Source organism: Streptomyces sp. NPDC001502 (genome assembly GCF_042894785.1).
Classification (GTDB): domain Bacteria; phylum Actinomycetota; class Actinomycetes; order Streptomycetales; family Streptomycetaceae; genus Streptomyces; species Streptomyces kutzneri.
In genome coordinates this window covers 1-22885 of record NZ_JBIAVW010000038.1, presented here as the reverse complement: position 1 = coordinate 22885, position 22885 = coordinate 1, and the positions used below count along the sequence as shown (strand labels likewise).

The 22885-nt window shown below is 72.4% G+C and carries 22 protein-coding genes; 7 read left to right on the top strand and 15 right to left on the bottom strand.

Annotation, left to right across the window (positions count from 1 at the left end):
* Positions 1 to 752 precede the first annotated feature (752 nt).
* Together ACFY0D_RS38440 and ACFY0D_RS38435 are read right to left on the bottom strand one after the other, a co-directional pair.
* On the bottom strand, positions 753 to 2006 hold the full coding sequence (locus tag ACFY0D_RS38440; RefSeq protein ID WP_390802521.1) for a zf-HC2 domain-containing protein: 1254 nt from the start codon (positions 2004 to 2006) through the stop codon (positions 753 to 755).
* Positions 2003 to 2566: a sigma-70 family RNA polymerase sigma factor gene (locus ACFY0D_RS38435; protein ID WP_053173621.1), complete on the bottom strand. Its 564-nt coding sequence runs from the start codon at positions 2564 to 2566 to the stop codon at positions 2003 to 2005. Before ACFY0D_RS38435 ends, ACFY0D_RS38440 begins: the two co-directional genes overlap by 4 nt.
* A 301-nt stretch (positions 2567 to 2867) precedes the next feature.
* On the opposite strand from ACFY0D_RS38435, the gene ACFY0D_RS38430 reads away from it, so the two are divergent.
* Complete coding sequence (locus ACFY0D_RS38430; RefSeq protein WP_301370098.1) at positions 2868 to 3386, top strand: EF-hand domain-containing protein; 519 nt, start codon at positions 2868 to 2870, stop codon at positions 3384 to 3386.
* A gap of 237 nt (positions 3387 to 3623) precedes the next feature.
* Here ACFY0D_RS38430 and purU read toward each other — a convergent pair whose 3' ends face one another.
* Together purU and ACFY0D_RS38420 are read right to left on the bottom strand one after the other, a co-directional pair.
* Complete coding sequence (gene purU / locus ACFY0D_RS38425; protein WP_382549612.1) at positions 3624 to 4502, bottom strand: formyltetrahydrofolate deformylase; 879 nt, start codon at positions 4500 to 4502, stop codon at positions 3624 to 3626.
* Positions 4503 to 4516: 14 nt separating this feature from the next.
* Positions 4517 to 4963, bottom strand: coding sequence for a hypothetical protein (locus ACFY0D_RS38420; RefSeq protein ID WP_301374636.1), 447 nt, complete (start codon positions 4961 to 4963; stop codon positions 4517 to 4519).
* Positions 4964 to 5158: 195 nt separating this feature from the next.
* Between ACFY0D_RS38420 and ACFY0D_RS38415 the strand changes: the two genes are divergently transcribed.
* Positions 5159 to 6448 carry an ABC transporter substrate-binding protein gene (locus tag ACFY0D_RS38415; protein ID WP_390802520.1) on the top strand — a complete coding sequence of 430 codons (1290 nt, stop codon included), beginning with the start codon at positions 5159 to 5161 and terminating at the stop codon, positions 6446 to 6448.
* Positions 6449 to 6458: 10 nt separating this feature from the next.
* Here ACFY0D_RS38415 and ACFY0D_RS38410 read toward each other — a convergent pair whose 3' ends face one another.
* Positions 6459 to 7805: a hypothetical protein gene (locus tag ACFY0D_RS38410; RefSeq protein WP_390802519.1), complete on the bottom strand. Its 1347-nt coding sequence runs from the start codon at positions 7803 to 7805 to the stop codon at positions 6459 to 6461.
* Positions 7806 to 7967: 162 nt separating this feature from the next.
* The gene (locus ACFY0D_RS38405; protein ID WP_328962824.1) at positions 7968 to 9347 is read right to left on the bottom strand and encodes a transcriptional regulator; all 1380 of its coding nucleotides are present in this window, start codon (positions 9345 to 9347) and stop codon (positions 7968 to 7970) included.
* A gap of 222 nt (positions 9348 to 9569) precedes the next feature.
* Between ACFY0D_RS38405 and ACFY0D_RS38400 the strand changes: the two genes are divergently transcribed.
* From ACFY0D_RS38400 to ACFY0D_RS38390, 3 genes are all read left to right on the top strand, one after another.
* Complete coding sequence (locus ACFY0D_RS38400) at positions 9570 to 10250, top strand: bifunctional DNA primase/polymerase (protein ID WP_301374635.1); 681 nt, start codon at positions 9570 to 9572, stop codon at positions 10248 to 10250.
* A 167-nt stretch (positions 10251 to 10417) separates the two neighbouring features.
* Positions 10418 to 11260 carry an ABC transporter ATP-binding protein gene (locus ACFY0D_RS38395; RefSeq protein ID WP_390802518.1) on the top strand — a complete coding sequence of 281 codons (843 nt, stop codon included), beginning with the start codon at positions 10418 to 10420 and terminating at the stop codon, positions 11258 to 11260.
* On the top strand, positions 11257 to 12948 hold the full coding sequence (locus ACFY0D_RS38390; protein ID WP_390802517.1) for a transporter: 1692 nt from the start codon (positions 11257 to 11259) through the stop codon (positions 12946 to 12948). The genes ACFY0D_RS38395 and ACFY0D_RS38390 overlap by 4 nt, the downstream gene beginning before the upstream one ends.
* A 90-nt stretch (positions 12949 to 13038) precedes the next feature.
* Here ACFY0D_RS38390 and ACFY0D_RS38385 read toward each other — a convergent pair whose 3' ends face one another.
* From ACFY0D_RS38385 to ACFY0D_RS38375, 3 genes are all read right to left on the bottom strand, one after another.
* Complete coding sequence (locus ACFY0D_RS38385; protein ID WP_390802516.1) at positions 13039 to 13557, bottom strand: hypothetical protein; 519 nt, start codon at positions 13555 to 13557, stop codon at positions 13039 to 13041.
* Between the two features lie 242 nt (positions 13558 to 13799).
* Positions 13800 to 14678 (bottom strand): alpha/beta hydrolase, encoded by an 879-nt coding sequence (locus ACFY0D_RS38380; RefSeq protein WP_351149802.1) that lies wholly within the window; start codon positions 14676 to 14678, stop codon positions 13800 to 13802.
* 382 nt (positions 14679 to 15060) lie between these two features.
* A complete protein-coding gene (locus tag ACFY0D_RS38375; RefSeq protein ID WP_030390665.1) occupies positions 15061 to 15753 on the bottom strand; it encodes a metal-dependent transcriptional regulator in 693 nt (230 codons plus the stop codon).
* Between the two features lie 257 nt (positions 15754 to 16010).
* Here ACFY0D_RS38375 and ACFY0D_RS38370 point away from each other — a divergent pair, with 257 nt between their 5' ends.
* Positions 16011 to 16766, top strand: coding sequence for an SIS domain-containing protein (locus ACFY0D_RS38370; RefSeq protein WP_351149799.1), 756 nt, complete (start codon positions 16011 to 16013; stop codon positions 16764 to 16766).
* A 133-nt stretch (positions 16767 to 16899) separates the two neighbouring features.
* Here the strand turns inward: ACFY0D_RS38370 and ACFY0D_RS38365 are convergent, their stop codons facing one another.
* The 4 genes from ACFY0D_RS38365 to pdxH all read right to left on the bottom strand — a co-directional run bounded on the left by ACFY0D_RS38365 (position 16900) and on the right by pdxH (position 19973).
* Entirely contained in the window at positions 16900 to 18222 is a 1323-nt protein-coding gene (locus ACFY0D_RS38365; protein ID WP_390802515.1) for a PAS domain-containing protein, read from the bottom strand.
* A 104-nt stretch (positions 18223 to 18326) separates the two neighbouring features.
* Positions 18327 to 18572, bottom strand: a complete 246-nt coding sequence (locus ACFY0D_RS38360; protein ID WP_390802514.1) for a hypothetical protein — start codon at positions 18570 to 18572, stop codon at positions 18327 to 18329.
* Between the two features lie 5 nt (positions 18573 to 18577).
* On the bottom strand, positions 18578 to 18940 hold the full coding sequence (locus tag ACFY0D_RS38355) for a PH domain-containing protein (RefSeq protein WP_390802513.1): 363 nt from the start codon (positions 18938 to 18940) through the stop codon (positions 18578 to 18580).
* Positions 18941 to 19310: 370 nt separating this feature from the next.
* On the bottom strand, positions 19311 to 19973 hold the full coding sequence (pdxH, locus tag ACFY0D_RS38350; protein ID WP_390802512.1) for a pyridoxamine 5'-phosphate oxidase: 663 nt from the start codon (positions 19971 to 19973) through the stop codon (positions 19311 to 19313).
* Positions 19974 to 20173: 200 nt separating this feature from the next.
* Here pdxH and ACFY0D_RS38345 point away from each other — a divergent pair, with 200 nt between their 5' ends.
* Positions 20174 to 21280, top strand: coding sequence for a citrate synthase 2 (locus ACFY0D_RS38345; RefSeq protein WP_390802511.1), 1107 nt, complete (start codon positions 20174 to 20176; stop codon positions 21278 to 21280).
* 73 nt (positions 21281 to 21353) lie between these two features.
* On the opposite strand, the gene ACFY0D_RS38340 is transcribed toward ACFY0D_RS38345, so the two are convergent.
* Positions 21354 to 21941: a TetR/AcrR family transcriptional regulator gene (locus ACFY0D_RS38340; RefSeq protein WP_390802510.1), complete on the bottom strand. Its 588-nt coding sequence runs from the start codon at positions 21939 to 21941 to the stop codon at positions 21354 to 21356.
* Positions 21929 to 22666, bottom strand: coding sequence for an enoyl-CoA hydratase family protein (locus tag ACFY0D_RS38335; RefSeq protein ID WP_390802509.1), 738 nt, complete (start codon positions 22664 to 22666; stop codon positions 21929 to 21931). Before ACFY0D_RS38335 ends, ACFY0D_RS38340 begins: the two co-directional genes overlap by 13 nt.
* Positions 22667 to 22885: the final 219 nt, after the last annotated feature.

Genomic DNA, 22885 nt, shown 5'->3' with positions numbered 1-22885 from the left:
CCGCCACGCGTCCGACGACCGTCTGGGGCCGGACACAGGCCACCCACACCCCACAGGCGCTCCTCATCCGAGGCGCCTGACGGCCGACTGGGGTAAAGACGGGCTGGACAGCGGCTATGCCGTCGTGGGTGCGGGTCAGCGCACGTGGGTGGGCCAGAAGGCCGACCATTTGCCCCAATTACCCCTGTTTAGCCGCGAGGTTATGGGGTGACGCTCGCGCTGACCCGGTTCTACGACGGAATAGCCGAGCTGCCGGCCGTCCGCCCTTCTCAGCAGCTCTCATCAGCCCCTGCCGGCCGTCGGACGCAGTCATGGAGAAGCGCGTAGCGATCCGAGGCGGCCTATGTCCAGCCCCAGACGGTCGTCGGACGCTAAGGCGTGAGGAGCGCGTAGCGATTGGGCGCGCTTCCCCCGACGCGGATGCTGGTCTGTGATGGGCCCCGTCTCTGGACCGTGCCTACGGGGGGTCTCCTCGCGCATCGCTGGCCGCCCCGTCCTGATCCTTTAACTCCCGGCCCGTTCCTTTGGGGGCTTCCCGGCAGTCTTTCGTTTCTCCGGGGCGGGACGGTCGGTCAAGGGTGGCCGAAGGCCATCACGCAGTGACGCGACGAAGGAGCGCCCTTGAGGGACCGGCCCGACACGGAGGGACGATGGGACTGACGGGAAACCCCCATACCCATCCCTGATACCGATCGAGCAGCTCCCGACTACCCGAGCCCCCGCCGTACCCCCGCCCCGCCCCGACCCGCCCCCTACAGCCTGCTCAGTGACGCCGCCGCGAACAGGACGTCGCGGATCGCCTCGCGGTCACCGTGCTGGCCCACCGCCGCCTCCTCCGGGGAGATGTGCCCGGCGGCCAGCTGACAGAACTCGATGCCGTCCAGGGCGATCTCCGCCACCGTGCGTTCCGGCGACGGCTTCGCTCCCGGCGAGTCCAGCGCGATGTCCCAGCCACCGCCGCCCGAGCCCTCGATCTCCAGGTGCAGGGTCCGCCCGGGCGCACCCGCCGCGACCAGGCCCCGCGCCGGGGCCGCCAGGCCGGCGCGTCTGCGCTGCGCCAGCGCGCCCGGCAGGAGCCGCGCCGCCAGGTCGATCATCCGGTGCAGGTGCGGGCCGGCCGGCGGCTCGTACGGGTAGTCCACCGCCTCCGCGATGTCCCACGCGTGCACCCAGCACTCGAAGGCCCGTTCCAGGAACGCGTCCCCGAGCGGCAGCGCGAAGCCGCCGTAGTCCACCGCCAGCTCGGCGACTCCCCGGCCGGCGAAGGAGACCGTACGCACCAGCGTGTGGCCCTGTTCCCGCCACGGGTCGCGGACCTGCCGCGTGACCGGGTACGGAGTCGCACCCCAGAAGTGCTCCGTCCGCACGGTCGGCCCGCCCTTCGGCGCGTCCGGACCCAGCGGGTCGTCGAGCCCCAGCGCCGAGGCGATCAGCCCGTCCACGGTCAGCAGATGGCCGATCACCCCCGCCACCGTGGTCCGCTGCGACCGACGCCGCTCCTCCTCGAACCACTTGAGCCGCACCGGGGTGTGCCACTCCGAGTCCCCGAAATCCTGCAGCAGCGCGTCGAGCCGCGCGGTCTCGGTGTCGTACGGACTCGCCCACACCGGCACCGGAATGCGGGCCGGCCGCTTGCCCAGGCAGTCCTCCAGGACGCGCGAGCGCAGCAGCGGTTTCAGGTCGAGGTTCTCCTCCGGGTGCAGCAGCCCCACCGCGTCGCGCAGCCGCAGCGCCTCCTCCGCGCAGGGCGCGCACTCGGTGAGGTGGTCCTCCACCGCCTGGGTCTCCTCGGACGAGCAGGCCGCCAGCGCCCACGCCCCGAGCAGGGACTTCAGCACGGCGTGCGAAGGCGGAGGCGGCACCTCGGACGGCGGCGGCGGTGGCGGCATCGACCGCGGCGCGTGGCCCGGGTCGAGGTCGTCCGCGGCCCCGCGCGGACCCGGTATCCGCGGCCGGCCGCCCGGACGCGCGTATCCGTCATCGGGCGACTGGGGAGGGCCGTTCATCGAGTCGTTCCATATCCGGACCGGGCGGTTTCCTCCTGCGGGAGGGCGTTGGCGGTCGACAGCAACTGCAGCCCGAGCCGCAGCCTGCGCCGCGCCTCGTCTTCACTGATCTGCAGGTCGGCGGCGGCCTGCCGATAGTCGCGCCGCTTGAAGTAGGCGAGTTCCAGCGCGGCGCGCAGGGGTGCGGGCATCGAGGTGACGATGTAGTCGGCGCGGGCGGCCGCGTTGGCGCTGCGCACCTTCTGCTCCAGCTCCTCGCGTGAGCCGCGGCCCAGTTCGGCCTGGCGCAGCCGGGCCACCGCCTGGCCCTGGGTGATCCGGGCGACCCAGGAGCGCATGGAGCCCTGCTTGGGGTCGTAGGCGTCCGGGTTCTCCCAGATGTAGCCGAAGACCTCGCGGGTGATCCGGTCCGCCGCCTTCTCGTCGCCCAGCACCCGGTGCGCCAGGCTGTGCACGAGCGAGGCGAAGCGGTCGTACAGCTCCCCGAGCGCGGCAGCCTCGCCACGGGCGAGTCGCTGCTGCATGCGACGGTCCCAGCGCGGTGGTGCGTCCTTCGGCATGAATGCCCCCAGCCGTGTGTCGACTCAACGAATGTAGTGGGCACATGGCAGATCGCGCCTGTTTTGGAAGAACCTCACCCTGGAAGTGCGCCCTGCGTGATAGGGGCGTGGCAGGGCGTGAACGGTGGTACGCCCGACGGCACATGGGGACAGGTGTACGCGCCCCATCGCGCTCCCCGTGCGCGGGTTCGATGCGGCCGCCTCCTCGACCACTTCGCTTAACGCTCAGGCCACATAGGGCTTACGCTCCTGCCTTGTCTTGATCTGAACCCCACTGCACATGTGAAGGCGGAACGCCGAAATGGACAGCGCAGAATACGAGCGCAAGATCGCCGCCCGATTCGCCACCTTCGACCAGGACGGGTCCGGGTATATCGACCGGGAGGACTTCAGCGCGGCCGCGAAGGCCGTCCTGGCCGAATTCGGCACCACCGCCCGGTCGGACAAGGGCCAGGCCGTCTTCGCGGGCGCCGAGGCCTTCTGGCAGGGAATGGCCGGCATCGCGGACGTCGACGGGGACCAGCGGGTGTCCCGCGAGGAGTTCATCACCGGGGCGGCGAAGCGGCTGCGCGACAACCCGGAGCGGTTCGCGGAGATCGCGCGGCCGTTCCTGCGGGCTGTGATCGCGGTGGCGGACGAGGACGGCGGCGGCGCGACCCCGCCGAACGCGGCCCGGGTGCTGCGCGTCCTGGGCACCGCCCCTGAGCTGGCCACCCAGGTGGCGGCGGCCCTGGACGCGGACCGCGACGGCCGCATCTCGGAGGACGAGATCCTGGCGGCCTTCGCGGGCTACTGCGGTGTGGAAGCCCCCGACGCGTAACGCCTGCGGCGCGCTCGGCAGTACATCCGGCCCGGCCGGCACAACGCAGCCTCGCCAGGGGGCACCTCCCAGCGGTAGCTGGGGGAGTTTGAGGCGCGGGGGTCTGGGGGCAGCGCCCCCAGCAGTCGGCCTGCACGGGCCCACCGCGCCTCACACCGGTATCGGGCCCCTGCGGCCGGCTTCCCGGGGCGCTGCCCCAGACCCCCGCGCCTCAAGCGCCGGCGGGGCTGCACTTCGCTACGCGAAGACGACCGTGCGGGCACCGTTGAGCAGCACGCGGTGCTCGCTGTGCCACTTCACCGCGCGCGCGAGCGCCTGGCACTCCACGTCCCGCCCGACCGCCACCAGCTGGTCCGGGGTCACCTCGTGGCCCACCCGCTCGACCTCCTGCTCGATGATCGGCCCCTCGTCGAGGTTCGCCGTCACGTAGTGCGCGGTCGCGCCGATCAGCTTCACACCTCGCGCGTGCGCCTGGTGGTACGGCTTCGCGCCCTTGAAGCTCGGCAGGAACGAGTGGTGGATGTTGATGATCCGCCCGCTCAGTTCCGTGCAGAGCTTGTCGGACAGCACCTGCATGTAGCGCGCCAGGACCACCAGGTCGACGTTCTCGGCGCGCACCAGCTCCAGCAGCTGCGCCTCCGCCTCCGCCTTCGTGTCCTTCGTGACGGGGATGTGCACGAACGGGATGTCGTAGGAGCCGACCAGTTCGGCGAAGTCGGTGTGGTTGGAGACCACGGCCGCGATCTCGACCGGCAGGGCGCCGATCCGCGTGCGGAACAGCAGGTCGTTCAGGCAGTGCCCGAACTTGGACACCATGAGGATGATCCGCATGCGCTCTTCGGAGCGGTGGATCTGCCAGTCCATCTTGAAAGAGTCGCCGATCGCGGCGAAGCTGGCGCGCAGCTTCTCGACCGTCACCGGGGGCTCGGCCTCGAAGTGCACCCGCATGAAGAAGAGCCCGGTCTCCCGGTCTCCGAACTGCTGGCTGTCCACGATGTTGCATCCGGTCATGAAGAGGTAACTCGACACGGCATGCACGATGCCCTGCTTGTCGGGGCAGGACATGGTCAGGACGTACTGGGGCTGGGCCTGGGCCTCGGTGTGCGGGTCGCTCATGACCGCACAGCCTTTCACACCGCGCGGGTGAGGATCTTCAACACATCGAGCGATGCGGGGCGCACGTCGGGGTCGTCCCCGTCGGCTTCCGCCAGTCGTACGTGCGCCTCGCGCGCGGCACGCACCGCCTCGGGCCACGCGTGGTGCTCCAGGTAGGCGGAGACGGGGGCGTCGGGCCCGACCTGGTGAAGGATGCGGAGCACCCGCAGCACGGCGAGGTCGACGACGGCCGCCTCCTGCGAGTCACGGAAGATCGTGCCGACGTACTTCTCGGCGGACCAGCTGTCGAGCCAGGTGTCCTCGACGAGCCGGTACACGGCGTCGGTGATGTCGCCGTACGCCTCGTCGCCGGTCAGCCAGGTGTCCTCGTGGAAGACCGGATCGGAAAGCATGTGCAGCGCCGAGCGCACGTTGCTGCGCCAGCGCCACCACGGCATGTCGTTGAGGGGCATGCCGCCCATGGTGGAGGAGCGGCCACCGCGTCGGGAAGAGTTCTTCGAACCTTGGGCGAATGTCACGCTTTCGATCGTACGTTCCCGTTCGATGCGATCTTGAAGCACCCAGGGGGACTGCGCCCCTGCAATTCACCTGGGCGTCACCCGATGTTGTGTCCATCTCACTCGACAGTTACCGGTGGGGCGGAATGGTGCACGGACATGACCATCTCGCGACGCGCCGCATCCCGCTCCCGCACCTTCGTGGCCACGGCGATGGGTGCGTGTCTCATCGCCGGGTGCGGGGTGCTCCCCGGCGGCTCGGAGGGCTCCGGGGGAACCGTCACCGTCATGACTTTCGCCCCTGAAGACACCAAAGCGACCAACATGCCTGGAATGACCGGCATGGCCAAGGCGTACGAGCGCTGGGTGAACTCCAAGGGCGGGATCAACGGCCACAAACTGCGCGTACTGACCTGCAACGAGAAGAACACGCCCTCCGGCGCCGCCGACTGCGCCCGCAAGGCCGTCGCCGAGAAAGCCGTCGCCGTCGTCGGCTCCTACAGTCAGCACGGACGCGCCTTCATGGCCCCGCTGGAGGCGGAGGGCATCCCCTTCATAGGTGGCTACGGAGTCTCCTCCGAGGAGTTCCAGTCCCCCCTGTCCTACCCGGTCAACGGCGGCCAGCCCGTCCTCATCGCCGGCGCCGGCCACCAGCTGAGCCGCGCCTGCAACCAGGTTGCCCTGGTCCGCCCGGACACCCTCGCGGGCGACACCCTGCCCGTTCTGCTCAACGCCGGGCTGCGGGCCAACAAGATGGCGGACGCCTCCGACATCCGGGCCGCCGAGGACTCCGCCGACTTCGGACCGCAGGCCCGCGAAGCCCTCGCGCACACCAGCGGCACCGGCAAGGAGAAGGAAAAGGAGAAGGGCTGCGTGACCGCCGTCCTCGGCGAGCGCACCGAGACCTTCTTCGACGCCTTCCGCCGGACCGACGCCCAGCGCAAGAAGCCGCAGATCTCCTCCGTCCTGGGCAGCGTCAGCCAGTCCCTGGTGGACCGCACGGGCGGCAAGGAGAGCCCCTTCGAGGGGGCGTACCTGACCAGCTGGTACCCGGTGGCCGCCGATCCCCTGTGGGAGCCCATGCGCAAGGTGGTCTCCGAGTTCGCCTTCGGCGACGACAACGTCGACCCCGACGACAGCGGGGCGCAGACCACCTGGATCGCGTACACCGTGCTCAGCGAGATCCTCAAGGGCCTCAAGGGGGACGAGCCCGTCACCGGCCGCGTGGTCAAGCGCGCCCTGAACGAGGCGCAGCCGGTCAACACCGGAGGCCTCACCCCGAACCTGAGCTGGCGCTACCAGGACATGCGCGCCGTCGCCGGCTTCCCCCGCATCGTCAACGGCCGGGTCACCTTCCAGATCGTGCAGGCCGGGCGGCTCGTGGCGCAGCCCGGCGAGCAGTCCCTGGACATGACCCCGACCCTGGTGACGGCCCCGCCCATGGCCTGAGCGGAACGGCTCAGAGCTGGGTCTTGTCCCGCTTGGTGAGGCCGTACTTGCCGGCGATCGCGTTCCACAGGGTCGCGGCGGACTCCTTGGCCTTCGTCGCCTCGCCACTCGACTTGTTGCCCTCGGAGGCGTTCTTGGTGACCTTGGCCTTGCCGTCCTTGCACTTGTCGTCGTCCACGTCGTCCGCCCAGGCCGCGTAGCTGTCGTCGGCATCCGCGGAGGACTGCCAGGCCTTGGTCAGGGACGCGGACAGCTTCGCGTGGTCCGGGAGCTGGTCCAGCTTCAGCTCCTGGAGGCGGGTGACGAGCTCCTCGCGCTGGCGGGCCGCGTCGCGCAGGTCGGCGGCCGCCTGGTCGAGGTTGCTGCAGCCCTTGATGTCCTCCACGGCCTTGATCACCGCGGCCCGGCTGTCGTTGCTGTCCGCGAGGAGCTTGTCCAGCTGGACGGCCTGCGGGCGGCCCGGGTCGACGGGGGCCACGCCGCCGGGGGCAGCGGGGTCGCCGCTCGCGGTCGGGGCGGCGGCGACCGCGCCGGGGTCGTTGTTCTGCGGCTTGCCGTCGGCGAGCAGCGAGCCGACGCCGAGCCCGACGACGGCCAGGCCGATGACCACCGCGCCGATGATCGCGGGCGAGACCTTGCGCGCGGGCTCCGGGGGCGGCGGGGGCGGGGCGTACTGCTGCTGCGGGTGCGGGTGCGGCTGCTGGTACTGCGGTTGCTGCGGCTGCTGCTGGCGGGGCGGCTGGGGGCGCGGCGGCGGCTGACGCAGCACGGGCTCCTGGACCGGCGGCAGGTGCTGGGTGTGCCCGGCGGAGTCGTCACCCCGGAAGAGCCCGTCGAACCCGTCCACGGCGCGGTCTGCGGGGACCGGCGGTATGTACTGGGTCGCCGCCTCCTCGTGCGCGGGAGCGGCCGGGACCGGCGGGATGTACTGCGTCGCCGCCTCGTCATGCCCGGGAGCCGCCGGGACCGGCGCAATGTACTGCGTCGCCGCCTCGTCATGCCCGGGAGCCGCCGGGACCGGCGGAATGTACTGCGTCGCGGCCTCCGGCAGCGGGGGGTAGCCGTAGCCGTGCGGGTCCCCCGGCCCCTCGTAGCCGGGCCCCACCACATGCCCGGGCGAGGCTTCCGGGCCGGGATAGGCCTGCGGATAGCCGTACGCGGCCCCGGGCTGCTGCTGGGGCTGCTGCTGGGGCTGCTCCTGGTGCTGGTGCGGCTGCGGGTACTGCTGCGGCTGCGGCTGCGGGTACTGCTGCTGTTGTTGTGGCTGCTGCTCCGGGTACGCCGGGTATCCGGACGCCGGGTCCGGACCCCACGGGGCACCCGGCTGGGGGGCGCCCCCTTGTCCGCTCTGCGTCACCGGGACTCCTTCTCCGACTCGCCCGACCCTACGGAACCGTCAGGTCACGCTACCCCGTCACGCACCGCCACGGTGAGAGCACCCCGAACCCCGTCCGGCCCGCCCAGGCCGGGTGTCCTGCCGATCAGGCCGGGCTCGCGGCGCCAGACCGACAAGACACCCCTACGCCGTCACCTCCAGCCGCGCCGCGAACTCCCGCACCGCCGCCTCCTCCCGGTACGGCTCCAGCCGCGCCCGGAAGTCGTCCAGGTACTCCACGCCCCGGTTCGAGCGGAGCCCCTCCAGCAGTTCCGCCGCCTGCGTCGCCGTCAGGCAGGCCTGTTCCACCTCCCGCTGCTGCACCTGCGCCGCCGCCAGCAGCAGCAGCCCGATGGCCCGGCGGCGCGCCTTGCCCGCCGGGAGGCCCCGCAGGGCCTCCTCCGCCCGCCTGGCCGCCGCGTCCGCCTGGCCCAGGTCGCGGTGGCAGTGCGCCAGCTCGTCCGCGAGATACGCCGCGTCGAAGTGGCGGATCCACACCGGGTCGTCACCCGACTCCGGCTCCGCCCGCTCCAGCGCGCTCACCGCCCGCCCGGACAGCACCGCCGTCGCCCGGGTGTCCCCGAGCAGCGCGTGGCCGCGCGCCTCGGCCGCGTAGAACATGGCCTCGACCCGGGGGGTGACCTGCCCCCGCGTCCCCTCCTGGGCGGCCCGCGCCAGCTGCGCGATCTCCCGCGGGTTGCCCAGTTCGGCGGCGAGGTGGCTCATGGACGCCGCGAGCACGTAGCCCCCGTACGCCCGGTCCCCCGCCGCCTGGGCGAGGCGTAGCGCCTGGATGTAGTACCGCTGGGCCAGGCCCGGCTGGCCCGTGTCCACCGCCATGTAGCCGGCGAGCTCCGTCAGCCGGGCCACCGCCGCGAACAGGGCCCGCCCTACGGGTTCCCGGTAGGAGCCGCCGATCAGTCCGGACACCACCGAGTTGAGGTAGTGCACGACCACCGGCCGGACGTGCCCGCTGCCGAAGCGGTGGTCGAGGTCCTTGAGGGCCTCGGTGGTCGCCCGGACCGCCTCCACGTCCGGCATGCCGACGCGCGAGCCGCCGCTGCGGGCGACCTGGGTGTCGGCCCCGGTGATCAGCCAGTCGCGGCTCGGCTCCACGAGCGCGGAGGCGGCCACGCTGGAGCCCGCGAGGAAGTCACGGCGGCCGACATCACTGCGCCACAGCTCGCAGACCTGCTCGATGGCGCCGATGACGGTCGGGGAGAACTGCAGGCCGACGCCGGAGGCGAGGTTCTTCCCGTTGGCCATGCCGATCTCGTCGATGGTGACGGTCCGGCCGAGCTTGCGCCCGAGCGCCTCGGCGATGATTCCGGGAGCCCGGCCGCGCGGCTGCTGGCCGCGCAGCCACCGGGCCACGGAGGTCTTGTCGTAGCGGAGATCGAGGCCGTGTTCGGCCCCGCACATGTTCACGCGCCGGGCGAGCCCGGCGTTGGAGCACCCGGCTTCCTGGATGAGCGCCTGCAGCCGTTCGTTCGGCTGGCGGGCGACGAGAGGCCTGGCTGCCATGAAAACCCCCTGCTGACCGCGGGTGATCCGTTGGAATGATCACTTCCCGCCTGATGTGCGGAGAATCTTCCGCTCTGCGTCGTGTCGCTACCCAACTCCGGCGCCCCGGCCTCCTACGCGCCCCCACGCGTGCATCAGTGCGCCCCGTATGCAGGATCGATGCTCCGCCCGCCGCCTGGTTTACGCCCGTAACCCCGGGTGACCCGAGGAGTTGTGATGGGCGTGGAAGAGACCATCGGAGTCACGGAGACCGCACCCATCCCCAAGCAGCGCGGCGAGCAGCTGCTGGACCATGCCGTGCGGTACGCGGAAGAACGGCACTGGGATGTCTTCGCCGGCACCTGGTTGGAGCCCGGGGACGGCCGCGAGCTGTGCTCCTGCGGGGCGGCGGACTGCCCGGCTCCCGGCGCGCACCCGGCGGTGAAGGACTGGGCGGCCCAGGCCACCGGCAGCGCGGTGCAGGTCCGGCGGATCTGGGCGAAGCACCCGCAGGCCTCGATCCTGCTGCCGACGGGCCGGACGTTCGACGCGCTGGACGTGCCCGAATCGGCCGGGTTCCTCGCGCTGGCACGGCTGGAGCGCATGGAGCGCACCCTCGGGCCGGTCACCCTCACGCCCGACCACCGGATGCTGTTCTTCGTCCTGCCCGGGGCCGGCGTCAAGGTGCCCGACCTGGTGCGCAAGCTGGGCTGGCCGGCCGCCACGATCGACCTGGTGGCGCGGGGCGAGGGCGAGTACGTGGCCGCGCCCCCCACCCGCTTCGGCGGCCGGGGCTCGGTCCAGTGGGCACGGCGGCCCACGCCGGCGAACCGGTGGCTGCCGGACACGGAGGAGCTCATCGACGCGCTGGCGTACGCGTGCGGCAGCGAGGCCGCGGCGGAACGCAAGCGCCGCCAGGGCTGACCCCGGAGCTCGGAGCTCAGAGCTCAGAGCTCAGAACCCGGAACTCGCCTGCCGGACCTGCGAAATCAGGGCGAAAACTCATGACATAAGTAACTGCTCAGGCCTCTCCCCCTCCTCCTATGGTGAAGAAGGAACGACCAACGGGGACGTAAACGGGAGGCGGGCGCATGCCGGACCAAGGCAATGCGACGGGTGGAACGTACGGGACGGGTGGCGCGCGATCCGCGCCGCCCGCCGTGCGGGTGGAAGGTCTGTGGAAGCGCTTCGGCGTCCAGGTGGCCGTCGCCGGGATCGACCTGGAGCTGCCCGCCGGGCAGTTCATCGGTCTCGTGGGCCCGAACGGCGCGGGCAAGACGACCACGCTGTCGATGGTGACCGGGCTGCTGCGCCCGGACATGGGGCGGGTCCACGTCGCGGGACACGACGTGTGGGCGGACCCGACCGAGGTGAAGGCGCGGATCGGCGTACTGCCCGAGGGCCTGCGGCTCTTCGAGCGGCTGTCGGGGCGCGAACTGCTCGGCTACATGGGCCGGCTGCGCGGGCTGCCGGGCGAGGAGACCGACAAGCGGGCGACCCAGCTGCTGGACGTCCTCGACCTCGCGGGCTCGCAGCACAAGCTGGTCGTGGACTACTCGACCGGCATGCGCAAGAAGATCGGCCTGGCGGCGGCGCTGCTGCACAACCCCGAAGTGCTCTTCCTCGACGAGCCGTTCGAGGGCGTCGACCCGGTGTCGGCGCAGACCATCCGCGGGGTGCTGGAGCGCTACACGACCTCCGGCGCCACGGTCATCTTCTCCTCCCACGTGATGGAGCTCGTCGAGTCGCTGTGCGACTGGGTGGCCGTGATGGCCGCCGGCCGGATCCGCGCCGCGGGCCCGCTGGCCGACGTACGGGGCTCCGCGCCCTCGCTGCAGGCCGCCTTCCTCGAACTGGTCGGCGCGCACGGGCGCGACGCGGCCGGGGACTCGCTGGACTGGCTCGGCGGCGGCTCCGGGGCGGGATCGCGATGACCTCGCCCGCCAACCCGGCCGCCGGCCCGGCCGGCACAGTGACCACACCCGCCACCGGATCCACCGGGGCCACGGGGTCCGCAGGGACCTCGTCCGTCGCGTCGGTCCCGCTGACCCCGGTGTTCGTCCGCCTCAAGCTGTCGCTGCTGCGCAACGGCCTGAAGGGCTCCTCCAAGCGCAAGGCCGCCTACTTCTCGACGCTCGCCTTCGCCCTGGTCGTCGGCTTCTTCGTGACGCTCGGCCTGGCCCTGCTGCACGGGAACGCCCACGCCGGCACGGTCGTCGTCCTGCTGGCCGCGATCCTGGCCCTCGGCTGGGCCTTCATGCCGCTGTTCTTCCCCACCGGGGACGAGACCCTCGACCCGAGCCGGCTGGTCATGCTGCCGCTGCGCCCGCGTCCTCTCGTACGGGCCCTCCTCGCCTCCTCTCTGGTCGGCATCGGGCCGCTGTTCACGCTGTGCCTGGCCATCGGCTCCGTACTGGCCGTCGCGCGCGGCGCCGCCGGCGCGGTGGCCGCCGTGGTGGCCGCGCCCCTGCTGGTGCTCGGCTGCGTGACCCTCGCGCGGGCGGTGGCCACGGCCAACGTGCGGCTGCTGACCAGCCGCAAGGGGCGGGACCTGGCCGTGCTCAGCGGCCTGCTGATCGCGGTGGGCGGGCAGCTGGCCAACTTCGCCAGTCAGAGCCTGTTCCAGTCGGGCGGCCTGGCCTCCCTGGCACCCGTCGAGGCCGTGGTGCGCTGGCTGCCGCCGGCGACCGCCGTCGGCATGGTGGACTCGGCGAGCGAAGGCGCGTACGGGGTGGCGGCCGCCCAGCTGGCCCTGACCCTGGCCGCCCTGGCCGCCCTCCTGTGGTTCTGGGAGCGGAGCCTGACCCGGCTGATGGTCACCCCGGACGGCTCGACCCTCACGGCGGCCCGGCCGGCGAAGGACCGCGGCGCGGGCGGCCTGTGGTCCCTGCTGCCCGCCGGCCGGACGGGCGCGACCATGCAGCGCACGCTGCGCTACGCCGTCCGCGATCCGAAGACCAAGGCGTCCTGGGTGACCGCGCTGGCGATCGGCCTGATCATCCCCGTCTTCAACGCCCTCCAGGGCTCGGGATCCGTCTACCTCGGCTGCTTCGGCGCGGGCATGCTCGGCATGCAGATGTACAACCAGTTCGGCCAGGACACCTCGGCTTTCTGGATGGTCGCGCAGACCATCTCCTCCACGCGTGACGCGTACGTGGAACTGCGCGCGCGGGCCGCCGCGCTGGCCCTGGTCACCGTCCCGTACACGATCCTGGTCACCGTGATCACGGCTGCGGTGATCGGTGAATGGTCCGCCCTCCCGGCGGCCACCGGCGTGGCCCTCGCCCTGCTGGGCTCGATGCTCTGCACGGGGGCGCTGGCCTCGGCCCGCTTCCCGTACTCGATCCCGTCGGACGGCGCCTTCAAGAACGTCGCCCCGGGTCAGGGCGGGCTCGCCTGGGCGGGCATCTTCGCCGGGCTGCTGGTCTCGGCGGTGGTCTCCGCCCCGGTGATCGCCCTGACGATCTGGCTCACAACGGACGGCCACCAGGACATCTCCTGGATCGTGCTCCCGCTGGGTGCGGCCTGGGGCGCACTGGCCACGTGGACGGGTCTGCGGCTCGCGGCCCCGACGGTGGCGCGCAAGCTCCCGGAGATCCTGTGGGCGGTCAGCAAGGGCTGACCACCGACCACTCACTGACCACGCCGGAACGGGCCGGCCTCCGAATCCCCTTGCGGGGGCGGAGGCCGGCCCGTTGCCGTGGTTCCGGCGTCAGTTGGCGGCGAGCAGGACGAGTACGGCGATCGAGCCCGCGAAGACGACGACGTGCCGGAGGTTCTGGAGGTACGGCATCACCCAGTCGGGGAAGCCGTCCTCGGCGGCACGGAGCATGGACCTGACGTCGATGCGCTGCAGTTCGGTGTCGCCGGACTTGGCGAAGGCGGCGGTCACGGACGGCACGGCGGTCAGGTTCGAGTAGAGGATCACGCAGTTCACGAGGATGACGAGCGGCTGGACGACCCAGGACACCGTCCCGGTCCACGAGCTCCCGGCGATCCCGAGCACGGCGGACAGGACCAGGGCCGCCGCGATCCCGACGGGCGCCCAGGTCTCGTGCCCGCCGGCGTCGAGCCGCATGCCGTTCTCGGCCATGACGGTGGTGCGCGCCCCCTGCCGCCCCAACTCGGCCTCGACGGCGGCCTGGGCGCGGGCGCCGTAGCGGCTGCGGACGACGGGGATGCTCAGGAAGGCGGCGGCGATCAGGAGCTGCAGGGCGGCGACGGCGTCCATCGGGGGTACCTCGTTTCTCGGGCTTGCCTGGCGACGCCGCCACCATGAAGCCGCCCCCTGACACCCCCCGAACAGCCCGCTGACAGACCGCTGACACGGGCCCCCGGCCGGCAACCGCGACGGACCTGATCGCCGTCAACGAGACCGAGGCCGCGATGTTCTGGTATTTCGATCCCACCTGATCAGAGCCCCGGGGCCGTTGCCGGTGGGACAGTCGGCGCCGGGGCGGGGTCTTCGGGCGGTCAGGGGGCCTCGGCCTTGATGCCGTCGAGGAAGGGTTCCAGGACCTCGCGCCAGGCTGTCGGCTGGTCGTAGTGGAGGTAGTGGCCCGCGTCGGGGATTTCCGCGTACTGGCCGGCCGGGAGGACGCGGACCATTTCCTGGGCCTCGGCCCGGCCCAGTTCGCCGTCGAGGCCCCGGACCACCAGAGTCGGGCAGCGGACCTGGGCGAGCTCCTCCCAGTGGGCGTCGTGGACCCAGGTCTCGCGGGCGGTCAGCATCTGGCGGCGGGAGAAGACCGGGCGCCAGCCGTCCGACGCCTCGTGCATGACCTCGGCGAAGAAGGCGCCACGGCCGGGGTCGGGGCGTTCCACCCGGGGGTCGTCCTCGCCGAACCAGCGGCGGGCCGCGTCCTGGGTGGGGAAGGGCAGGGGCCAGTGACGGAACCAGTCCTCCCATTCCTGCTGGGAGGCCGCGCCCAGGGCGGAGGCGCGCATGTCGCAGATGACCACGGCTTCGACCAGGTCCGGGCGGCGGGCCGCGAGCTGCCAGGCGGTGAGGGCGCCCATGGAGTGGCCGATCAGCGTCACGGGGGCGAGGCCGAGCTGCTCGACGGCCGCTTCGGCGTCGGCCACGAAGGCCTCGCGGCCCAGGGAGGTCGGGGTGCCGTCGGGGGCGGCGGGCGGACGGGCGCTCTGGCCGTGTCCGCGCTGGTCCAGGGCCACGACCCGGCGGCGCTCGCGGAGCCAGCGGGCGGTGCCCGCCCAGTGGAAGGCGCGGCCCATCAGGCCGTGCAGTAACAGCACCCCGGGGCGGGTGTCGGGTCCGGCCTCTGCTTCGCGGAACTCCCAGGCGGCCAGGCGCACGCCTTCGGCCCCTGTCACATCGACGCGCTGTACCACCGCAGATGCACCCCCTTCGCTCCCCGCCAGACTATCGAACCCGTATTCGAAAACGGGTTTCTCGCCCACAACACCGCTCTTTCGAGTGACCTTGCTCAAGGATTGACCGCCGCTGCCGATGGAGATCCTTTCAACAGGGAGGCGGGCCGATCGGGGAAGACGGTCCGAGGGGACGACCTTGAGAGCTCGGGGCTCCAGGTCACAAGGGGAGGACCGGTCCCGGCGCCGAAAGGCGCCGGGACCGCCCACACCAAGGGCTGGTCATCCGAACGGGTCGCGACCCGTGGGACAGAACCCCCCGGGGCACAGCTCGTACGGACCGGTCCACCGGCACATCCGCGCCGCCGCGAACGCCGTCAGGCGAACGCCGACGCGCCAGGGGTCAGCGCTTCGCCACGAACACGTGCGAGGCGACCTCCACGTCCAGCTCGGCAGCCTCACCACCACTGCCGACCAGCACACCGCCCGGGGACTCGGTCACGCTCACCACCGAGCCGGGCTGCACGCCCGCCCGCCGGAGCGTATACATCAGCTGGGCGTCCGTCTGGATCGGCTCACCGATCCGCCGGACGACCACGGTCTTACCCTCGGTCCCCGGGTCGAGCTCGGACAGGCTGACCATGCCGTCCTCCAGGAACGGGTCCGCCTCGGCCTTCTCACCCAGCTCCTCCAGCCCCGGGATCGGGTTCCCGTACGGCGACTCGGTCGGGTGACGCAGCAGCTCCAGCACCCGCCGCTCCACCGCCTCGCTCATCACGTGCTCCCAACGGCAGGCCTCCGCGTGCACCTGCTCCCACTCCAGGCCGATCACGTCGACGAGCAGACACTCCGCGAGCCGGTGCTTGCGCATGACACGCGTGGCCAGTCGGCGCCCCTCCTCCGTCAGCTCAAGGTGCCGGTCGCTGGCGACGGCCACCAGGCCGTCCCGCTCCATGCGCGCCACCGTCTGGCTCACCGTCGGACCGCTCTGGTCGAGCCGCTCGGCGATGCGGGCGCGCATGGGGACCACGCCTTCCTCTTCCAGTTCGAGGATGGTGCGGAGATACATCTCCGTGGTATCGATCAGTCCGGACATTCGTGCCCCTCGGATTGCGTGCGCTGGCCCTGCCCCCAATTCTGACGCATCGGGCCGACAACCGTCCCGTGCCGTGGGTCAAGACCGCTCCCGGACATCTCCCGGACATCCCCGGGAAGATCATCCGAGGATGTCCGGGGCGCGCGACCAGAGCTTTCGGCCCGGGATTGACGTTCGTATTGACACGCCCTTGGTCCAGACCGCACGGTGAGCGGCGGACACGGACGCTCCCCCACCCCTGGAAGGGCCATCGGCGTATGAGCGAGAGCAAGCTGGCCGGTCAGTTCTTCGACGCCGCCATCGGTCTGCTGGAACGGGTGCGGGACGAGGAAGCCCCGCACATCGCCGAGGCCGGCTCCCTGATCGCCGACGCGGTCGCCGCCGGCAACCGGCTCTTCGCCTTCGGCGCCGGGCATTCCTCACTGCCCGCCCAGGACGTCGTCTACCGGGCCGGCGGCCTGGCCCTGATGAACTTCCTCGCCGTCCCCGGCACCGCCGGCGTCGACGTCATGCCCGCGACCCTGGGCAGCGCCCTGGAACGCGTCGACGGCCTGGCCGGCGCCGTCCTCGACAGCAGCCCCGCCTCCGACGGCGACGTCCTCGTGATCATCTCCCTCTCCGGGCGCAACGCCCTGCCCGTCGAGATGGCGATGAACGCCCGCGCCATCGGCCTCAAGGTCATCGGCGTGACCTCGGTGGCGTACGCGACCGGGACCAAGTCACGGCACGTCTCCGGCACCTTCCTCAAGGACCACTGCGACGTCGTCCTCGACAGCAAGATCGCGGTCGGCGACGCCGAGCTGACCCTCGACGGCATCGACGCGCCCTTCGCCCCCGCCTCCACCGTCGTCACCAGCGCGATCATGCAGGCGGTCATGGCGGCGGCGGCCGGCGAGCTCGCCGCCCGCGGGGTGGAGCCCCCGCTGCTGCGCTCGGGCAACGTCGACGGCGGCCACGAGTGGAACGGCCGCGTGATGCAGGAGTACGGCGACCGGATCTTCTTCCGGCACTAGGCCGTCTCTTCCGGATCCCGCCGGGCCCGGCCCGCCCGGCCCGCCCGGCCCGGCACCTCGCCGCACCCGACGGACAGCGCTCCACGGGGAGTTGGCCCGGCGGCGACCGCGCCTGCCGGGACCCGGGCCGCGTTCAGCCCTTCTCCGGGCCGGCCGGACCCGCCGCCAGGTCCAGGTCGGCCGCGACCCGGGCCGCGACCTCCTCCGCGTACTCCGCGTCCGCACGCTCGAAGGCCGCCCGCGAGGGCCCGCGCACGAACGTCAGCGCCCCCAGGGTCCGCCCCCGGCTCCGCAGCACCGTGCACAGCACGTGCGCGGCGCCCTCGGGCCACTGGCGGGCCCGCGCCCACTCCGCGCCCGCCTCCCCCCGCGGGGCGCTGGTGCGCACCGAGCCGATCCGGTCCAGGGCCTGCAGCGCCGGGTGCCCGGCCGCGTACCGGACGGGGATCGACCCGGGGCCCGGCAGCGCCGGCGGAGACGCGGCGGACCGTACGAGCCTGCGCCGCTCGGGGTCGGCCGTGGGGTCCAGTACGTCCAGCAGCGCGTGCTCGGCGAAGCCGGCGAGGGCGAAGTCCAGGCGTACGGCGGCCGCCTCGGCCGGATCCTCGCACTCGGCGGCGGCCCGCCCCGCACGGTGGAGCTGGTGTGAGCGGAACCGCAGCTGCGCGGTGTCCAGCTGCTCCTGGCGGGCCTCGGTGACGTCCTGGAACAGCCAGCCGACGCCCAGCGGTACCGGCTCCTCCGCGAGCGGCGAGGCCAGCCGCAGGAACCCGCACCGCCAGCACCTGCGCCGCACCCCCTCGGGCGTGCGCACCGACACCCACATCTCCACCGGCGCGGGCGGGGCCCCCTCGGCGAGCACGTGCTGGAGCGCGCCCTCCAACTCCTCCACGCCCTGGGTCAGCAGTTCTCCCAGGGGCCGCCCGAGCAGTGCGGTGCGGCCGGTCCCGAAGGCCCGTGCGGCGTGCGCGTTGACCACGGCGGGCCGCAGGTCGACGTCGACCAGGACGACGCCCCACGAGGCGTCCTCCATCAGGGCCTCGCTCAGCGCGATGGAGCGTTCCAGGTCGATCTGGGCGTGCACCTCGCTGAAGGCGCAGTACACCCCGGCGGGTTTCCCGTCCGCGCCCGGCACCCCGGCGGACTGGGTCCGTACGAGGACGCGCCCGCCGTCCTTGGTCAGCAGCGCGAACTCGTGCACCTGCCGGCCGGGCGCGTGCTGGGCGGCCATCAGCCGGTCCTGGACGTCGTGCGCGTCGGCGGCCCGCACCGCCCAGCCCTCGAAGCCCTTGCGGCCCACGGCCTCGCCGGCGGTCCAGCCCAGGATCCGCTCGGCCTCGCGGTTCCAGTGGGTGATCACGCCGTCGGAGTCGAACGCGCACAGGGCGGCGTCCATCCCGTCCAGCAGCGCTGCGAGCAGATCGTCAGCGGTCTCGTCACGTCCGTAAGCACTCACCTGGAACCCCCAGCAGGTGTTCGCGTATGCGGCACGTCAGATCATTGAACTCGAACGTGACCCACACCACACCGCTTTCGCCGGATTGGGTGCGGGAAATCCGGTCAGGAGCCGCCGAAGAGCACGTGGTAGCCGATGAACCCCGCCCCGACGAGGACGAGGGCCACGACGACCCCCCGCCACCCCGTCATCCAGAGGATGAAACGATCCGTCCGACCTTCCCGCGCCATCTGGCGGGCGATGTGCGGCTCCGCCCGCGGGTCCGGCGCCCAGTCGGCCCGGCGCCGCTCCCGCAGGAGGGACCGGAGGACGGCGACTTCCAGGTCGAGGACTGGCAGGTCGCCGTCCACGCACCTCAGGAGGACGCGCTGACCGTCGGATCGGTAGGCGTACGTGAGGGTCCTGGCCCAGTGGCGAACTCGGCCACGGCAACGGCGCGGATGTCATGGATCTCGTCCCAGGGGAGCCGGCTCACGCGGCACCAGGTGCCCGTGGTGACGCCGTGATCGTCGACGGTGGTGAATCTGCGCGTCAGGCTGTACCAGCCGAGTGCGCCAAGGACCAGGGTCAGGCTGGTGAGCAGCCACGTGACCCCATCGGACCACGGCCCGTCCTGGAGCTTCGGGCAGAGGGCCCCCAGCCCGAGGGCGATCGCGGCGTGAAAACGCCAGTCCCCTGGTCCCCTCCGGTACTCGCGCGGCTGCATCACTTCCGGCATGCCTCCCCCTTGGATCTTGATCCGTTCAGGCGCCGCCCTCCCCCGCCCCGGCGGGGAAATAAACAGTTGTGGCTCCCGCGACGCCTGCCTAGGCTCTGACTTACACGAGAAGGGAGGTGGTTCCCGAAATGTACGGAAACCGGACGCGTGAGGTGACTGCGGGCTAAGCGCCCGTCGTCGCACGCACCCAGTGCGGTGCCCGGCGGAATCGCCTGGCGCCAATCCCAAGCAGTCACCCGACCCGCGGGCTCGCCGGTACGTCCGGCCGGCTTCTCTCACTGCAGGAGAGAAACCCGAGCCCGCGGGTCGCCTGCGTTCACCGCTCCCCCTCGGGGTGAGCAGGACCCGGGCGACCCCCGGCGCCCCACGGCTACGGGCAGAGCCGCTCCACGCGCCACTCGTCCCCGTCCAGGACGTAGCGCAGACGGTCGTGCAGGCGGTTCTCGTGGCCCTGCCAGAACTCCACCGCCTCCGGGACCACCCGCAGGCCGCCCCACTCCGGCGGGACCGGCACCTGCTCGCCCTCCGGGTAGCGGGCCTCCAGCTCGGCGTAGCGCCGGTCCAGCTCCGCACGGGACTCGATCACGCTGGACTGCTCGCTCGCCCAGGCGCCCAGCTGGGAGCCGTGCGGGCGGGAGCGGAAGTACGCCGCCGTCTCGTCGCGGCCGATACGGGCCGCCGTACCCGTGACGATCACCTGGCGGGCGATCGGGTGCCAGGGGAAGAGCAGCGCGACGTGCGGGTTCTCGGCCAGCTCACGGCCCTTGCGGGAGGCGTAATTGGTGAAGAAGACGAAGCCCCGGCCGTCGAACTGCTTCATCAGCACCGTCCGCGAACTGGGCCGTCCGTCCGGGGTGGCCGTCGATACGACCATGGCGTTCGGCTCGAAGAGGTGCGAGTCGGCGGCCTGCTGGAACCAGAGGGCGAACTGGTCCATCGGATGCGCGGCGAGACTCCCCTCGTCGACGATCTCCGAGCGGTACTGCTTGCGCATCATGGCGGGGTCCATGTCCTGATCGGTCACGCTGGCCATCCTGCCGCAGCCGGACCGGTGACGGTGTGCCGTATGTCACGCTTCCGCAGTCGGGGCGGAACGGCCAAAATCTTGGGGCCGGTCCGAAGGTCCCCGAGTGGGTGACCGACGGCCGTGCCGGGCATCAACGGGGATGACCGCGCCGGACCGCGAGTCACGCCGGGAGCCGCGCGTGTTCGCACTATCTGAGGAGCCGCCTGATGTCCGACTTCGTACCCGGGCTCGAAGGGGTCGTCGCGTTCGAGACGGAGATCGCCGAGCCCGACAAGGAAGGCGGGTCGCTCCGCTACCGGGGCGTCGACATCGAAGACCTCGTCGGCCACGTCTCCTTCGGGAACGTCTGGGGCCTGCTGGTCGACGGTGCCTTCAACCCGGGCCTGCCGGCCGCCGAGCCCTTCCCCATTCCGGTCCACTCCGGTGACATCCGTGTCGACGTCCAGTCCGCGCTCGCGATGCTCGCCCCCGTGTGGGGTCTGAAACCGCTGCTGGACATCGACGTGCAGACCGCCCGCGACGATCTCGCGCGCGCGGCCGTGATGGCGCTGTCGTACGTCGCCCAGTCCGCCCGCGGCCAGGGCCTGCCCATGGTGCCGCAGCGGGAGATCGACAAGGCCGAGTCCGTCGTCGAGCGGTTCATGATCCGCTGGCGGGGCGAGCCGGACCCGCGGCACGTCAAGGCCGTCGACGCCTACTGGACCTCGGCCGCCGAACACGGCATGAACGCCTCCACCTTCACGGCTCGGGTCATCGCGTCGACCGGCGCGGACGTCGCCGCCGCGCTGTCCGGCGCGGTGGGCGCCATGTCGGGGCCGCTGCACGGCGGGGCCCCGTCCCGCGTGCTCGGCATGATCGAGGAGATCGAGCGCACCGGCGACGCCGTCGCGTACGTGAAGAAGGCCCTCGACAAGGGCGAGCGGCTGATGGGCTTCGGCCACCGCGTCTACCGCGCCGAGGACCCGCGCGCCCGCGTGCTGCGGCGCACGGCCAAGGAGCTCGACGCGCCGCGCTACGAGGTGGCCGCCGCGCTGGAGAAGGCCGCGCTGGAGGAGCTGCACGAGCGCCGCCCGGACCGGGTGCTCGCCACGAACGTGGAGTTCTGGGCCGCGATCATGCTGGACTTCGCCGAGGTCCCCGCGCACATGTTCACGTCGATGTTCAGCTGCGCCCGTACCGCAGGCTGGTCGGCGCACATCCTGGAGCAGAAGCGCACGGGCCGCCTGGTGCGGCCCTCGGCCCGCTACATCGGGCCGGGGCGGCGCAACCCGCAGGAGATCGAGGGCTACGCGGACATCGCCGAGACCGCGTAGTCGCGCAGCCGCTGGGCAGGTCGGGCGCCGCATCCCGCGGGCGGGGTGCGGCGCCCTTGTCGTTCCCGCCGCCTCAGCCCAGGGCCGCGTCCAGGATCCGGGACCACTGGGCCACCACCCGGGCCCGGCGGGCCGTGTCGTCGGTGAGCACGTTGGCCAGGCCGAGGCCCCGCGCCATGTCCAGCAGGCCCTGCACCGTCTCCCGTACGCCCGGCACCGACTCGTCCGCACCCAGCAGCTCGACGGCGATGCGGTGGGTCTCGCGGCCGACCCGGGCCTCCAGTTCGGTGACCTGGGGGCGCAGCTGCTCCTCGTTGGAGGCGGCCACCCACAACTGGAGGGCGGCCCGGAAGAGGGCGCCGGTGTACAGGTCGACCAGCGCCTCCACCACGGCGGGGCGGGCGGCCGGGTCGGCGTGGAAGAGGTCGCGCAGGGCGGTGGAGCGTTCCTCGGCGACGTACTCGACGGCCGCGGTGAACAGGTCCTCGCGGGTCGGGAAGTGGTGCTGGGCGGCGCCGCGCGAGACCCCGGCCCGTTCGGCGACGACCGAGACGGTCGAACCGGCCCAGCCGTGCTCCGCCAGGCAGGACACGGCCGCCTCCAGGAGGTGGCGGCGGGTGACGCGGCTGCGCGCCTGCTTGGGGCCGGTCACAGCGACCATGACGGTTCCCGGCGCTCGAAGCGGGCGGTGATGCCTTCGCGGGCCTCGTCGGAGGCGAACAGTCCGGCGGACAGCTCGGTGAGGCGGGAGCCGTCGCGGGTGAGGGCCTCCCGTACGGCGGCGGAGGTCAGTGCCTTGGTCGCGGCCAGCCCCTGCGGGGAGGCCTTGCGCAGGCCGGCGAGTACGGGCTCCAGGGCCGCGTCCACGTCCTCGCCGTGCAGGGTGAGCAGTCCGATCCGGGCGGCCTCGGTGGCGTCGAAGGCCTCGGCGGTGAGGAAGTACCGGGCGGCGGCGCGCGGGTCGAGGCGCGGCAGCAGCGGCATGGAGATCACCGCGGGGGCGAGGCCCAGATGGGTCTCGGTGAAGGCGTACGAGGACTGCGGTCCGGCGGCGGCGATGTCGCAGACACCGAGCAGCCCGAGGCCGCCGGCCCGGACGTGGCCGGTGACCCGGGCGACGACGGGCTTGGGCAGCTCGGCGGTCTCGCGGAGCAGGGCCAGGAAGTCGGCAGGGTCGCAGGGGGACTTGAGATCGGCCCCGGCGCAGAAGGTGGTGCCGGTGTGGGTGAGGACGACGGCCCGGACGGCGGGGTCCGCGGCGGTGGCGGCGAGCGCGGAGCGGAGCTCGGCGACGAGGCCGGCGGAAAGGGCGTTGCGGTTGCCCGGGGAGTCCAGGGTGAGGGTGACGATGCCGGTCGCCTGGGCGGCGTGCACTCGTGGGGCCATGTCTCCTCCGGAGTGGTGTGCGGATGGGGGTACTTCAGGAGCCGAGTCCCTTCGGGGAGGGTACGTTGCGCTGCCCCTGCGGTCGGCTCGGTGGTGTGGCTTCCCTGCGGTGCCCCTGCGGGGTGCTCGGTGGTGTGGCTTCCCTGCCGAGGTGGGGCGCCTCAATCGCCGGCGGGGCTGGGTGGTGTGGGGCGGTGCCCCGCACGAGGGTCTCCTCGG